Genomic DNA, 12,434 nt, shown 5'->3' with positions numbered 1-12,434 from the left:
TTAAGGTATCCAGCGGAAGCCAACTGCTGCCTTGGGTTTGGGGAGCCGCCTTATAAAGCGTGGTGGTGAACATCGACTTCCAGCCCAGCATCAGGCCGGTCAGTGAAATCAACAGGAAGAAGACAAATAATAGCGAGCCGACGCGGCGGTGCCAAACGCGGGAGGTAAATAGCAGGGAAGGGGCCATGGGGCAAAAGTATCCCTTTCAGTAGTCTGTTTTTGCGAGTTTTCGATTTGATAACATCGGGTACAGGAAGTCTACAGAATTTCGAGGGCGCCGAGGAGTTGTAGGGATTTTTATTGAGGTTGCGCCAGTGTGGAGTGGATTTTTTTGACCGTGGAAAGAGGGACACCTACGAGGCCGGCGATTTTCTTGTCGGAGAAGTCGGTAGCTTTTAACAGGATTTGGACGGCTTCGAGGCGACCGAGTTTCTTACCCTCCTCGAGGGCCTCTCCGGATTTGATTTCTATAAGTTGCTCGAGGATTCCCATGGTATTCTTTTTGCCGGTTATAACATCCATCTGTTCCATAAAAATACGATTTGTTTCTGGCATCTTAAATGCGACATAATTGTTTAAAAATCTTAAAATGGCGGCGGCCTTTTTATCACCATATACTGTCAGTTTTTCATTTACCAATCGTACGATTTTCAGCTTATTTTCCAATAGTATCTTGTCCCAATCCGCATCAGATCCTGGCGAACGCAACAGTATTTCTTTGGCTACCAACAATACAGCGGCAAATGGATTCGTGCTTGCCGTCAATTCGCTGTCGCTGTAATTACTGATTGCCAAAGTCTTATACTCATAACGCATCGTCGTCCAAAGGCAGCGTGCCTCATATTCCTGAGGCAGGCCGCCAGATCCACGACCGGTGAATACAGCAATGGCGGCGACAGGATGTTTGTAACGGTCGGTCAAACGGTAATAATATTCAAACATCCGGCCGGCGAAGTCACCTTTATTTTGGCCCTGCACCTCCACGTGCAACAGCATCCAGCGCTCGGCCCCATCTCTTTGATACACTTTCACCAACTTATCCACCACACGCGTTCCTGGTGGCTTTTCGGGTTCGGGATATAATTCGGCGAGCTCTTTATCGAGGAACTGGTATTCGCGGGTCAGGTCAAGATCGTCGCCTATGTTGGGGTCGACGAATAGGAGAAGGTCCTCTACCACTTCTTCGATCATCCCCTTCCAGAGAAGGTACACACTGCCAGTAGAGAGGGGAAATTTTGAAGGCATTTTGTTAGGAGTGTAAACTAAATTCTTCCGGTTCCATGAAAAGTACTTACGAATCGTATGGAAGAACTGGCGATTTGGGCGAAAGTCGGTAAATTGGTGATTATGTCGACACCTACACTATACGAATGGGCCGGAGGCGAAGGGGCTTTTCAGCAGTTGTTCCGCCGGTTTTATGACAAGGTCTTGCGGGATGAATTGCTGGGGCCGGTATTCAGGAATATGTCGCCGGATCATCCGAGGCATGTGGCACACTTTGTGGCGGAGGTGTTTGGGGGACCCAAGAGGTATACGGGGGAGGATGGGGGGAACCACGCCATTATGATCGGGCATCATATAGGGAAGATGCTGGACGAGCAGAAGCGAAAGCGGTGGATGCAGATGCTGCTGGAGACGGCGGACGAGATGGGGATGCCGGCCGACCCGGAATTCCGGTCGTCGATGGTGGGGTATCTGGAATGGGGGACGCGGATCGCGGTGCTCAATTCACAGTTGAAGGAGAATCCGATCGATGATACGGCGCCGATGCCGGCGTGGGGATGGGGGGAAACGAAGGGGCCGTATCAGCCTTCGGGGGACGCTGGGACAGCGGCGGGCGGCCCTGGGGCGGCAACGGGGGGCGCCGGGGCACCGGCTGCGGGTAGTTAGGGATTTATCGATATATTGCGCACGCAAAAACCCAAATCCGTCCCATGAAAAAAATGTCTTGCTGGCTCACTGCCATCTGTTTAATGCTGTATGCCGCTCACGCGGGAACCCCGAAGAGAAGCGCCGCGATGGTTGTTGCGGGCGCGCCGACCGATCCGAAAGCAAAGGCTGTTTTGAAGGTCATTGGTGTGGCCTATTCTTGTTGGAACACCTCCAATGGGATGTACTTTGCCCCGGGGGACTTTGTTGTGGACTCCACGGGGAAGATCACGGCACAGCGGTTTTGTAATCCGCCAGGTTATAGCGACCGGTACCTGACCATCCAGCTGAGGTGGAAGGGCGACCTCATAACCGGCGCCGTGCTCACCGGCCAGGGTGGGCAGCTGCCCATAACCCTGACGTGGGACAAGAGTCCGCGGGTGACGGGCGTCAAGATCGGGTACCTGATGAATTTCGACTGGAATGTCAACTATGATGACACCGGCGCGATCGCGGGCTTTGCCGCCCGGCAGCTCGTGAACAACGAGAAACAATTCGTTTGGACCGTCGATTGGACGGGAGACCGGGTCGTCAAACAAACGGCCTACGAGAACAAGGGCAAAAAGACCTGGATCAGGGCCGTGGTCGACCGGATCTATACCGACACCTCGGTCATTACGGACCAGTACGTCTATGGCACCGACAAGTCCAATACCCCCAAGAACATCGTATCCAGGGGACACGGGGAGTATATGAAGCCGGCCGCGCATTCCTACACGGTTATCCCCGCCCCCGGACAAAATCAGACCAGTATTTTCAACGACAAGGACCAGAAAATCGAATACCGAATGGTCACGGGCAACGGGATCAACCGGACACTCTATACCTACAAGGATGACAAGCTGTTCCGGGAGATCAACACAACGACCAACCTGCAAGGGGATTTCGCGTCCAGGGAAATCCACGTCTACTTCACGATAGACGCGCCGGCGTCGGCGCCCGATTGGGAAAAGACGATCGGGCTCTACCATTTCGACAAGACCGGGGACCTGACTTATGAGGCGCGGGACGGGAAGTACCGGCGGAAGGTCAATGGGGTTTGGACGGACTGGGCGTTTTTGGCGTATTAGACGCGCGCGGGGCGGTGGTATGAAAATTCTTTTTTTACCTTCATAAAAAATACCGCATGAAGAAGTTCATTGCCCTGATCGAGTGGAAGCAAGGGGGAGCCCATCGATGGAGGAGGCAAGGATGAAGATGGAGAGTTTTCCGTATTATGGGTTGGGATTTCATCGATATCGATATAGAGGAGTTGACGTTGGAGGATGTTTTCAACTTGCACAAATAATGTCACTGGAGGGCGGACAATTTCTTCCGCGTATCCGGCGTCTCTTTAAGCTTCAGGGATTTCTTGTACTGCACGGCGGCTTTGGCCTTATCCCCTTCGGCTGCGTAGAGGTCGCCGAGCGCATCGTAAACGACGGGGCTTTGGGGATAATTTGAGGCGTTCATCAAGAACATATCCCCGGCTTTTCGGAACGCGTTTTTGCGCAGCACAAAACGGCCCAGGCCGTCTACCATGGCTTCCGGGGGGAGCGCGTTCAACCCATATTTGGCGCTGACGACCTGGAAGTGTTTTTTCAGGAAGGCGGCCAGCTGGAAGGTCGAATCGGTGAAGTAGGCGTCCTGGAACTGGAGGGGGTAATCCTTGAAAATAAAGCGCAGGGCGTCGTAGGTGGCCATCAGGGGAACGGAGGCGTGCGTTTCGGCGTCGTAATATTTGAAGACGGCGTCCGGACCGCTGATATATCTGCTGAGTTGCAATATGGAGCGGGGGTGAAGGGTGCCCGTCGTCGTGTCCTGCTGGAGCGTCGTCGTGTCCAGGCCGGGCGGCTGGGTGTGGGCCATGGCTAAAAATAGGGCGGAGCCGCCGATGTTTTTTTGATTGGATTCGTGGAGCAGGCGCTGCTGGTCCCACCACATGCTGGGGTCGATCGCTATAAAGTCGCGGAACAGCCCCGGGTGGTGTACCACGGTGTTTATAACCAGCAGGCCACCGAGGGAATGACCGATCAGGACGCGGCACAAGGTGGTTGGATACAAGGAGTCGATGTGGGGGATGAGCTCCTTTTCGAGAAACGCGGTGAAGGCCTCGCCACCGCCGGAATGCCGGGCCATATCGTCATCGATCCACAGACCGCTGGTCACCTTTGTCGGGGTGAGGTCCCTTCTGCGATCGGTATTGGGTATCCCTACCACGATGAGCTCGGGCAAAAAGCGGTTGTCATAGACTTCGCTGAGGTAGCCAATCATGCCGACAACGGTGGTGAAGTTGTTTTCGGCGTCCAGCAGGTAGACGACGGGATATTTTTTTTGAGGATCGAACCGGGCGGGGAGGTGCACCCATATGGCCCGGTCCTCGTTCAGGATTTTTGAATGGAGCGTGTCGGCGGCGCCAGTGGTGAACTGGGCGAATGCCGACAGGGATGTCAAGAGGCTGACGAGCAGAAGTAGTGATCGCATGACTATATAGTCAAGTGAGGTCCCGGAATGTTGCACGACCCAGGGGTCTTTAATTCTTATTCTATACTTTTCATATTCTGGGTCACGCGGGGCGGGGCTTCCAGTTTGTACCAATCTTTGGCGTGTGGCTTCAGAAGACTATCGGCTTCGGACGGTCCCCAGGTGCCGGCGGGGTAGAAACGAAGCTGTTTGGAAGGGCTGGCCTTCCAGGCGTCGAGAATGGGCATCACGACCTTCCACGCGGCCTCGATCTGGTCGGTCCGCATAAACGAAGTGGCGTCGCCCTCCAGGACGTCGAGCAGCAGCGTCTCATAGGCCTCGGGGAGGGACTGGGAATAGTTATCCGTATACATGAAATTCATCTTGACCGGGACGAGCTGCATATGGAGACCCGGGACCTTGCTTTCAAACACGAGACCGATCTCCAGTTCAGGCTGGATGCTGATCACGAGCCGGTTAGGGACGTTGTTGTCCTTGAAGATCGCGTTCGGGCTCTCTTTGAACTGGACCATGATCACCGATGACTGGCGGGGCATTGATTTGCCGGTGCGGAGGAAGAACGGCACCCCTTTCCAGCGGCTGTTGTCGATAAAAAGCCGGGCGGCGACGAACGTTTCGGTATTCGATTCGGGGGATACGTTGGGCTCCTCACGGTAGGCGACGCGTTGTTCCCCCTGGACTTCGCCCTGGGTATATTGACCGCGGACGACGTTTGTAAAGACCTCCTTGTCGGTCATCATCCGGATATTCTTTAGGACCTTTACCTTGCTGTCGCGGATAGCCTCTGCTTCGTAGGCCTTGGGGCAGTCCATCGCTATGATGCAAAGCAACTGCAGGAGGTGGTTCTGGATCATGTCCCGCAGGGCGCCGCTGGTGTCATAATAACCGCCGCGTTTTCCGACGCTGACCTCTTCGGCGACGCTGATCTCGACGTGATCGATAAAATCCTTGTTCCACAGGGGGTCGAAGATGTGGTTCGCAAAGCGGAACGCCAGGATGTTCTGGACCATTTCCTTGCCGAGGTAGTGGTCGATATGGAAGATCTGTTTTTCCTGGAAACGGCTGGACAGGTAGCGATTCAGCTTTCTCGCGGAGGCAAGATCGGTGCCGAAGGGCTTTTCGACGACGACCCGGTGATGGGTATCGATGGTGCAGAGCTTGTTCTTGCACAGCTCGTCGGAGATGACCTCGATGAACCGCGGGGCGACCGCGAAATAAAACATCCGTATACCCCTTCCCTGTTCGAATTCCTTGATCTTGCTCCGGAGGGTCGTGTAGGTGACGTCCTGTTGAAAGTCGCCCTGAATATATTGGACCCTTTTTGCGAATCCGGCCCAGGTATTGGGGCCGGCCTTGCCGCTGCGGCTGAACTCGTTGACGCCTTTGAGCATCTCGTCCCGGTATTCCTGCTCCCCGATCGTGACGAAGTCCACGCAAAAAATGGCGAACTTTTCCGGAAGGTGCCCGTCGAGGTAAAGGTTGTAGAGTGCGGGGATCAATTTACGCTGGGTGAGGTCGCCGCGGGCGCCGAAGATTGTGATGGCGGCGGATTCGGGGTGTTTGGGGGTGGGCATAGTGTTTTATATTATCTTCTTATCTTCGATTGTATGAGATTGTTCGCTTTTGTTTTTTTGGCTTTTCCCTGTTTTTGCTTTTCGCAATCCTGGGCGCCGCGGCAGGCCAGGCTTATGACACGCTGGGCAAAGGACGTTCGGCCGGACCGGGTGCTACCCGAATATCCCCGCCCGCAGTTCGAACGGTCGCAGTGGATGAACCTGAACGGCCTCTGGCAATACCAGCCCGGTAAAGATAACGAAGAAGTCCCTTCCGGAAAGCTGTCCCAAACTATCCTCGTCCCCTTTCCGGTAGAGTCCGCGCTCTCCGGGGTAATGGAGCAACACGGCCGCCTGTGGTACCGGCGCACGTTCGTCGTGCCGGCGGCCTGGAAGGGACAGCGGCTCCTGCTCCACTTCGGGGCCGTGGACTATGAATCCGAAGTGTGGGTCAACGGTAAGCGTCAGGGTCTGCACACCGGTGGCTACGACCCTTTCACCTATGACATCACCGACGCCCTGACCGGGAGCGGTCCCCAGGAGATTACGGTGCGGGTATACGACCCGACCGATAACGGGGGACAACCCCGGGGAAAACAGACGCTTCATCCGCAAGGGATCATGTATACGTCGACGACGGGGATTTGGCAGACGGTTTGGGTGGAGCCGGTGCCGGCGGTGCATATTTCTGATTTCAGGGTGACCCCGGATGTCGATCGGGGTCTCGTTCGGGTTATCGTTTCTGGCAGTGCGCCTGGCCCGGTGACGGTCGTCGTGCGGGATGGGGCGCGGGTGGTGCGGGCGGTTACGGCTTTGTCGGACGCCCCGATCGAGGTCCCGATACCTTCTGCGAAGTTATGGTCGCCGGACTCGCCGTTCTTGTATGGATTGGAGCTGCAGCTCTCCTCCGATACGGTGCACAGCTATTTTGGGATGCGTAAGATTTCAATTGGCTCCGACGGTGGCTACAAGAAACTATATTTGAACAATAAGTTTTTATTTGAATTGGGTCCGCTGGACCAGGGTTTCTGGCCGGACGGGATCTATACGGCCCCCACCGACGAAGCGATCCGGAACGACATCCAAAAGATCAAGGACTATGGGTTCAACATGGTCCGCAAACACATCAAGGTCGAGCCGTATCGCTGGTACTACTGGGCGGACAAGTTGGGGCTGCTGGTGTGGCAGGACATGCCGTCACCCAACTCCTATACCGAGCACACGCCGCCGGTGGATACGGCCGCTTTTGCTTCTGAGCTTCGCCGCATGGTTCAAACGCATTGGAATACGCCCTCCATCGTCACCTGGGTAATCTTTAACGAAGCCCAGGGCCAGCACAATACCGCCGGTTTGGTTTCTATGGTCCGCGGTCTGGATTCCACCCGGTTGATCAACCAGGCCAGCGGGGGGAACCATTTTGGGGTCGGCGACTTCCTGGACATCCACAGCTATCCGGCCCCCGGCGTACCGAAGAGCCATTCCCAGGTCCTGGCCTGCGGTGAATACGGGGGCATAGGGTATATCGTGCCCGGGCATACGTGGGCCACGGGGCCGACGTACATCATGATGGATAGCGTGGCCGCCTATACGTCGCTCTATGATGACTTTGCCAACGACCTGGTGATCTTTAAAACCAACAACGGGTTGAGCGCCGCGGTCTATACGGAGACGACCGACGTGGAGGTGGAGCTCAACGGGCTCATGACTTACGACCGGATACCCAAGGCGCCGATTGCTGCGTTCAGGGCCTCAAATTATAAGGTCATCCACTTCAAGCACTATATCCATTCCGTGTTGCCGTCCTCGTCGGATTCACCGCGCGTGTGGCGGTATACCTTTACCCCGCCGGCGGCCGACTGGTCTTCATTAGCGTTCAATGATGCGGCCTGGAAGTCCGGGTTAGCGGGTTTTGGCACTGAAGGGACGCCGGGGGCTGTTGTCAGGACGGTGTGGGATGGGAAGGATATATGGATCAGGCAGACGTTCTCCCTGGGGCGGTCTCCGTCGGGCGGGTATCCGCTGGGGTTGTCTCCATCGGACCTGGAAAACCTGGTGTTGAATCTGCACCATGACGACGAGTGCGAGGTGTACCTCAACGGGGTGCTGGCGGCGAAGCTGGGGGGCTGGACGAGCGCTTACTCGGTTTTTCCTGTTTACCCGGCCGCGAAGAAAGCCCTGCGGTTGCGGGGGCCCAACGTTATAGCGATACATTGTCACCAGGATCGGGGAGGGCAGTATATCGATGCGGGGCTCAGTGTATTGTCCGCAACGAGGTAGATCTTCTACACTTTTTTCGGTTTTTGCGTTGAAAGCCCTGCCCGGGCGTTACCTGAGTCTTGCCCGGCGCCCTGGAAAATATGGTCCGTGAATTGCACTTTATCCTCGAAAACAGAGGATATGGAGCTGAAAACCGTGCTTTTGATAGAAGATGAATCCGATACCTACTTTCTCATCAATGGCTTTTTGCGGAACCCTGGGGTCGAGGTTTACCATGCCGGCAGTATAGCGGAGGCAAAATATTTCCTCGACAGGAAGACGCCGTCGCTGGTGCTGCTCGATAACCGGTTGCCCGACGGCCATGGGATGCACTTCATCGACCAACTGCGGCATCAACATCCGGAGGCGAAAATCATCGTCATGTCGGGGGTGGATGTCGGGGCACGTGAATTCGCCCTGGAGTCGGGCGCGGATGCTTTTATCCGAAAGCCATTCTCAAAGGAGACGCTACTTGGTACCGTGGGGTATTTACTTAAGGCGACGGTCGCCTGCTAGCGCAATGACCTGAAAGAATCGCGGATTTCCTCACAAAAGAGCTGCGGCTGCTCCCAAGCCGCAAAGTGGCCGCCCTTCGAAAGCTTTTTATAGTGTATGAGGTGCGGGAATGCCTTTTCAGCCCAAGTCTGCGGCACCTGGTATATCTCGTCCGGAAACGCGCTCACGGCTACCGGTATCGTAACATGCTTTATGTCGAAAAAGGCGAGCTTGTTTTCCCAATAAAGCCGGGCCGAAGAAATGGCCGTTCCCGTCAACCAGTAGAGCGTGATATTGTCGAGGACATCGTCCTTGGAAAGACCCTCGGTCTTCCCGTCAAAGACCCGGGTGATCAGCTCCGTACTACGGATGTCGTGGTCCATCATCCAGGCCGCCAGGCCAACGGGCGAATCCTGTAGCCCATATAAGGTTTGCGGACGATTCGTCATCTCCTGGGCGTATCCCAGGCCATGCTTCCAGAAATCGTCCAACTGTTGCCAGGCGTGCTTTTCGTCGGGCGTCGACAACCCGTCCAGGGCGGGACCGCCCGTCGCGAGTGCCTTCGAGACCTCCGGAGGAAGCGTGGCCGCCATATTCGTGTGGATACCCAGCAACTCCGGTGGGGCAATCAACGCCATTTGCTCCGTGACCGCGTCACCCCAGTCCCCGCCCTGTGCCACGTATTTTTTATACCCAAGCCGCTTCATCAACCCGATCCAGGCGTGCGCGACCTTTACGGGATCCCAACCCGTCCCGGTCGGCTTCCCGGAGAACCCATGCCCCGGCAGCGACGGGATGACGACGTCGAAGGCATCTTCCGCCCGTCCGCCGTACGCTTCCGGGTCGGTCAGCGGCCCGATGACCTTGAGCTGCTCGATGATCGACCCCGGCCAGCCATGCGTGATAATGATGGGTAAGGCGTTTTTGTTCTTCGACCGCACGTGGATAAAGTGGATATCGACGCCATCGATATTCGTAATGAATTGCGGGTAGCTGTTGAGCTTTGCTTCGCACTTACGCCAGTCGTACGTTGTCGCCCAGTAGTGAGCGAGCGACTTCATCGTCTCCAGCTTCAACCCCTGTGAAAGATCGCCGACCGTTTCCTGGTCCGGCCAATTCGTCGCGAGGACCCGCCGGCGAAGATCGGCGAGCGCTTCATCGCTGAAGTGCACCTTGAAGGGGCGAATGTCGTTGTTGTTGTTGGCGGGGGCCTGTTGGGCGTTGGTGGTGGCGCCAAGGATGGCAACCGCGCCGGTGAGGATGGCTTTTTTCATAAATAGGTTATTAAAGCAACGTTGAACTCTAATATAGAGTGTGAAGAAATAGGGGGTGTAGCTGTAGGCGACCAGTGCCGCGTTTTTATATGGCGGAAATGGCCTGGCTTTTGCGCGAATTCTGTAAACTTGCTATATGACGACCGAAAACCATAAAAAAGATCCCGCCTCAAAGGCGCACGAGCTGGCCGAGCGCGACATGGCCAAAGACCCGGACATGAGCCCGGATTCTTCGGAAGACCTCGACGAAGGGGAGCTGGCCCGGCGGGACAACTCGGATGAAGAGGCCGTAGAAGCCGTAGATAAGACGCGACCGCGACACACGCCCAGCGATCCGCGGGCGCGGGAAGAGGAGAAGCTTAAAAAACATAAGCATCACGGGAGCGAAGGGAACGAGGGGGAAGTGAGGTGAGGTGGAGAAAACCCGCATTCGTCATTTCCCGACAACTTTCTTTCGGTGTACAACTCCCCAATCTGAAAGATTGGTGATGATGGTTTGTAGCGTATTGCCATGTTCCGTAAGCTCATACTGAACCGTTATGGGGTGAGTATCCAAAATGGTTCGTTTTATCAGCTGGTTTATTTCCAATTCCTTTAATTCCTTGCTCAACATCCTGTTGGAAATCCCTTCTACATCATTCAAGATATCGGAAAACCGTCTTTTACCGTAGCAGCAAATAGACGAGATAATAGAAATCTTCCATTTCCCATTCAGAACGTCCATTGAATCCTGAACGGCTTTCATCCTTTTCATTTGTTCCTGCTGGAACTCTTCGATTTTACACCCCATAATGTTACTTGGTTACACCTATGTTACTGTTATTTTTCAGTACAAAGTTACTAAAGATAACTGTAGTGGTCTAGCTTTGTTGCTCAATCTTTAAAAAAGGGATGATGAGTAAGTTAAAAAACAAAGTAGCAGTTATTACCGGTGGCAATAGTGGGATTGGGTTTGGCATTGCCCGGGAATTTAAGAAGGAAGGCGCTAAAGGAGGCATTGTCGGCAGAAATCAGGAAACTTTAGATAGTTCAGTAGCTCAGCTTGGGGATGATTTTATAGCCATAAATGCCGATGTAACCAACCTTGCCGACCTGGAAAGGGTGTTTAAAGACACATCTGAAAAATTTGGTAAAATAGACGTGATTGTTGCCAACGCGGGTGGCGGAGCCGTAGGAACCGTGGCGACTATTGGCGAAGCCGACTATGACAAGACAATGGATTTAAACCTAAAAAGCGTCTATTTCACTGTTCAGAAAGGATTGCCCTATATGAACGATGGCGGCTCTATTATTCTTATCGGGTCAAATGCCGCCCATCGGGCATACGCGAATTTTACGCTTTATGGCGCTTCAAAAGCAGCCGTTATCTATTTGGCAAAAGGGTTTTCAAGCGACCTTTTAGATAGGAAAATCAGGGTAAATGTAATAACACCGGGCACAACAGATACGCCGGCATTTGAAAAGTTTGTTCCCGCGGAACAAATTGAAGCTGTAAAAACACACTTTGCAAGTGTAATGCCGACGGGCAGGATTGGGCAGCCATCTGATATTGGTAAGACGGCGGTTTTCCTGGCCTCCGATGATTCCTCGTTCCTGCTTGGCGCTGAACTCCTCGTCGATGGTGGCATGACCTATCTGTCCAAGTAGTTGAAACCCCGCCGGCACGGGTTTGAACCCGCGCCATTAAATAATCGCAGCCACGCGCGACCCGGAAAGCTTTGCAACCGATGCGGCCGCGATCGGACCCGGGATCATTCCCGCGACACTGGCGGAAGCCGTAAAGGCGGACGTCATCTTTTTGGCCGTGCGTTTTGAATCGCACCCGGATGTCGCGAAGGCATTGCCCAGCTGGCATGGGAAAACCATCGTCGATGTGACCAATGCCTACGGCGTGCCCCTTGAGCAACTGGGAGGGCAGCCTTCCGCAAAAGTCGTTGCGCAAGCCTTCACTGGCGGGAAGCTGGTTAAGGGCTTCAACCATTTGGGCGCTGCCATTCTTGGCCAGGATCCGGCAAATAGCTGGGGTCAACTGATCTTTAAGGATTTGGTAAAATTCAACCGATAAATACAATGAATACATTAAAAAACAAAGTAGCGGTAGTTACCGGTGCTTCAAAAGGAATAGGTGCCTCTATCGCAAAACATTTTGCCGCAGAAGGCGCAAAGGTGGTTGTGAATTATGCCTCGAGTAAAGAAGGTGCGGATAGCGTGGTAAAGATGATTACGGACAATGGCGGAGTAGCCATTGCGATACAGGCCGATGTATCGAAAGAAGCCGATGTAACCAGGCTGTTTGAAGAAACCAGGAAGGCCTTCGGCACCTTGGATATTTTGGTAAACAACGCGGTCTTTCAGCAATTTTTACCTATTGAACAGGTATCGGCAGCAACTTTTCACCAGCACTTCAACGTCAATGTTTTTGGCCCGGTACTTACTATCCAGGCAGCGTTGAAACTGTTTGGCG

14 protein-coding genes are annotated in these 12,434 nt (G+C 54.3%); 8 read left to right on the top strand and 6 right to left on the bottom strand.

The window, feature by feature from the left end:
* On the bottom strand, nucleotides 1–187 hold a 187-nt coding region (locus VL547_RS21225), incomplete at its 3' end, for a hypothetical protein (RefSeq protein ID WP_325581743.1).
* A 110-nt stretch (nucleotides 188–297) separates the two neighbouring features.
* Nucleotides 298–1,191, bottom strand: a complete 894-nt coding sequence (locus VL547_RS21220) for a hypothetical protein (protein WP_325581741.1) — start codon at nucleotides 1,189–1,191, stop codon at nucleotides 298–300.
* Between the two features lie 156 nt (nucleotides 1,192–1,347).
* Here VL547_RS21220 and VL547_RS21215 point away from each other — a divergent pair, with 156 nt between their 5' ends.
* Nucleotides 1,348–1,890, top strand: a complete 543-nt coding sequence (locus tag VL547_RS21215) for a group II truncated hemoglobin (RefSeq protein ID WP_325581739.1) — start codon at nucleotides 1,348–1,350, stop codon at nucleotides 1,888–1,890.
* 188 nt (nucleotides 1,891–2,078) lie between these two features.
* Nucleotides 2,079–2,999, top strand: coding sequence for a hypothetical protein (locus VL547_RS21210; protein WP_325581737.1), 921 nt, complete (start codon nucleotides 2,079–2,081; stop codon nucleotides 2,997–2,999).
* 220 nt (nucleotides 3,000–3,219) lie between these two features.
* Here the strand turns inward: VL547_RS21210 and VL547_RS21205 are convergent, their stop codons facing one another.
* Nucleotides 3,220–4,392 (bottom strand): alpha/beta hydrolase-fold protein, encoded by a 1,173-nt coding sequence (locus VL547_RS21205; RefSeq protein ID WP_325581735.1) that lies wholly within the window; start codon nucleotides 4,390–4,392, stop codon nucleotides 3,220–3,222.
* Nucleotides 4,393–4,448: 56 nt separating this feature from the next.
* On the bottom strand, nucleotides 4,449–5,966 hold the full coding sequence (zwf, locus tag VL547_RS21200) for a glucose-6-phosphate dehydrogenase (protein ID WP_325581733.1): 1,518 nt from the start codon (nucleotides 5,964–5,966) through the stop codon (nucleotides 4,449–4,451).
* A gap of 114 nt (nucleotides 5,967–6,080) precedes the next feature.
* Here zwf and VL547_RS21195 point away from each other — a divergent pair, with 114 nt between their 5' ends.
* Nucleotides 6,081–8,222 carry a glycoside hydrolase family 2 protein gene (locus VL547_RS21195; protein ID WP_325581731.1) on the top strand — a complete coding sequence of 714 codons (2,142 nt, stop codon included), beginning with the start codon at nucleotides 6,081–6,083 and terminating at the stop codon, nucleotides 8,220–8,222.
* Between the two features lie 120 nt (nucleotides 8,223–8,342).
* Nucleotides 8,343–8,717: a response regulator gene (locus VL547_RS21190; RefSeq protein WP_325581729.1), complete on the top strand. Its 375-nt coding sequence runs from the start codon at nucleotides 8,343–8,345 to the stop codon at nucleotides 8,715–8,717.
* Here VL547_RS21190 and VL547_RS21185 read toward each other — a convergent pair.
* Nucleotides 8,714–9,970: an epoxide hydrolase gene (locus VL547_RS21185; protein ID WP_325581727.1), complete on the bottom strand. Its 1,257-nt coding sequence runs from the start codon at nucleotides 9,968–9,970 to the stop codon at nucleotides 8,714–8,716. The genes VL547_RS21190 and VL547_RS21185 overlap by 4 nt on opposite strands.
* A gap of 136 nt (nucleotides 9,971–10,106) precedes the next feature.
* Between VL547_RS21185 and VL547_RS21180 the strand changes: the two genes are divergently transcribed.
* Nucleotides 10,107–10,382 (top strand): hypothetical protein, encoded by a 276-nt coding sequence (locus VL547_RS21180; protein ID WP_325581725.1) that lies wholly within the window; start codon nucleotides 10,107–10,109, stop codon nucleotides 10,380–10,382.
* A 21-nt stretch (nucleotides 10,383–10,403) separates the two neighbouring features.
* Here the strand turns inward: VL547_RS21180 and VL547_RS21175 are convergent, their stop codons facing one another.
* Entirely contained in the window at nucleotides 10,404–10,760 is a 357-nt protein-coding gene (locus VL547_RS21175; protein ID WP_325581723.1) for a helix-turn-helix domain-containing protein, read from the bottom strand.
* Between the two features lie 104 nt (nucleotides 10,761–10,864).
* Between VL547_RS21175 and VL547_RS21170 the strand changes: the two genes are divergently transcribed.
* The 3 genes from VL547_RS21170 to VL547_RS21160 form a co-directional block, all read left to right on the top strand.
* Nucleotides 10,865–11,617, top strand: coding sequence for a glucose 1-dehydrogenase (locus VL547_RS21170; RefSeq protein ID WP_325581721.1), 753 nt, complete (start codon nucleotides 10,865–10,867; stop codon nucleotides 11,615–11,617).
* A gap of 40 nt (nucleotides 11,618–11,657) precedes the next feature.
* On the top strand, nucleotides 11,658–12,035 hold the full coding sequence (locus VL547_RS21165) for an NADPH-dependent F420 reductase (protein WP_325581745.1): 378 nt from the start codon (nucleotides 11,658–11,660) through the stop codon (nucleotides 12,033–12,035).
* Nucleotides 12,036–12,040: 5 nt separating this feature from the next.
* On the top strand, nucleotides 12,041–12,434 hold a 394-nt coding region (locus tag VL547_RS21160; RefSeq protein WP_325581719.1), incomplete at its 3' end, for an SDR family NAD(P)-dependent oxidoreductase.

The sequence above is a fragment of the Dinghuibacter sp. genome, from assembly GCF_035492835.1.
Taxonomy (GTDB): Bacteria; Bacteroidota; Bacteroidia; order Chitinophagales; family Chitinophagaceae; genus Dinghuibacter.
The sequence above is the reverse complement of the archived record's forward strand: the minus strand, read 5'-3'. Positions and strand labels throughout refer to the sequence as shown.

What these genes read in the sequence shown, in the direction of transcription:
- VL547_RS21205 (WP_325581735.1), bottom strand. Translation starts at nt 4,392, where the DNA reads ATGCGATCACTACTTCTGCTCGTCAGCCTCTTGACATCCCTGTCGGCA.
- zwf (WP_325581733.1), bottom strand. Translation starts at nt 5,966, where the DNA reads ATGCCCACCCCCAAACACCCCGAATCCGCCGCCATCACAATCTTCGGC.
- VL547_RS21180 (WP_325581725.1), top strand. Translation starts at nt 10,107, where the DNA reads ATGACGACCGAAAACCATAAAAAAGATCCCGCCTCAAAGGCGCACGAG.
- VL547_RS21170 (WP_325581721.1), top strand. Translation starts at nt 10,865, where the DNA reads ATGAGTAAGTTAAAAAACAAAGTAGCAGTTATTACCGGTGGCAATAGT.
- VL547_RS21185 (WP_325581727.1), bottom strand. Translation starts at nt 9,970, where the DNA reads ATGAAAAAAGCCATCCTCACCGGCGCGGTTGCCATCCTTGGCGCCACC.
- VL547_RS21190 (WP_325581729.1), top strand. Translation starts at nt 8,343, where the DNA reads ATGGAGCTGAAAACCGTGCTTTTGATAGAAGATGAATCCGATACCTAC.
- VL547_RS21220 (WP_325581741.1), bottom strand. Translation starts at nt 1,191, where the DNA reads ATGATCGAAGAAGTGGTAGAGGACCTTCTCCTATTCGTCGACCCCAAC.
- VL547_RS21195 (WP_325581731.1), top strand. Translation starts at nt 6,081, where the DNA reads ATGACACGCTGGGCAAAGGACGTTCGGCCGGACCGGGTGCTACCCGAA.
- VL547_RS21215 (WP_325581739.1), top strand. Translation starts at nt 1,348, where the DNA reads ATGTCGACACCTACACTATACGAATGGGCCGGAGGCGAAGGGGCTTTT.
- VL547_RS21175 (WP_325581723.1), bottom strand. Translation starts at nt 10,760, where the DNA reads ATGGGGTGTAAAATCGAAGAGTTCCAGCAGGAACAAATGAAAAGGATG.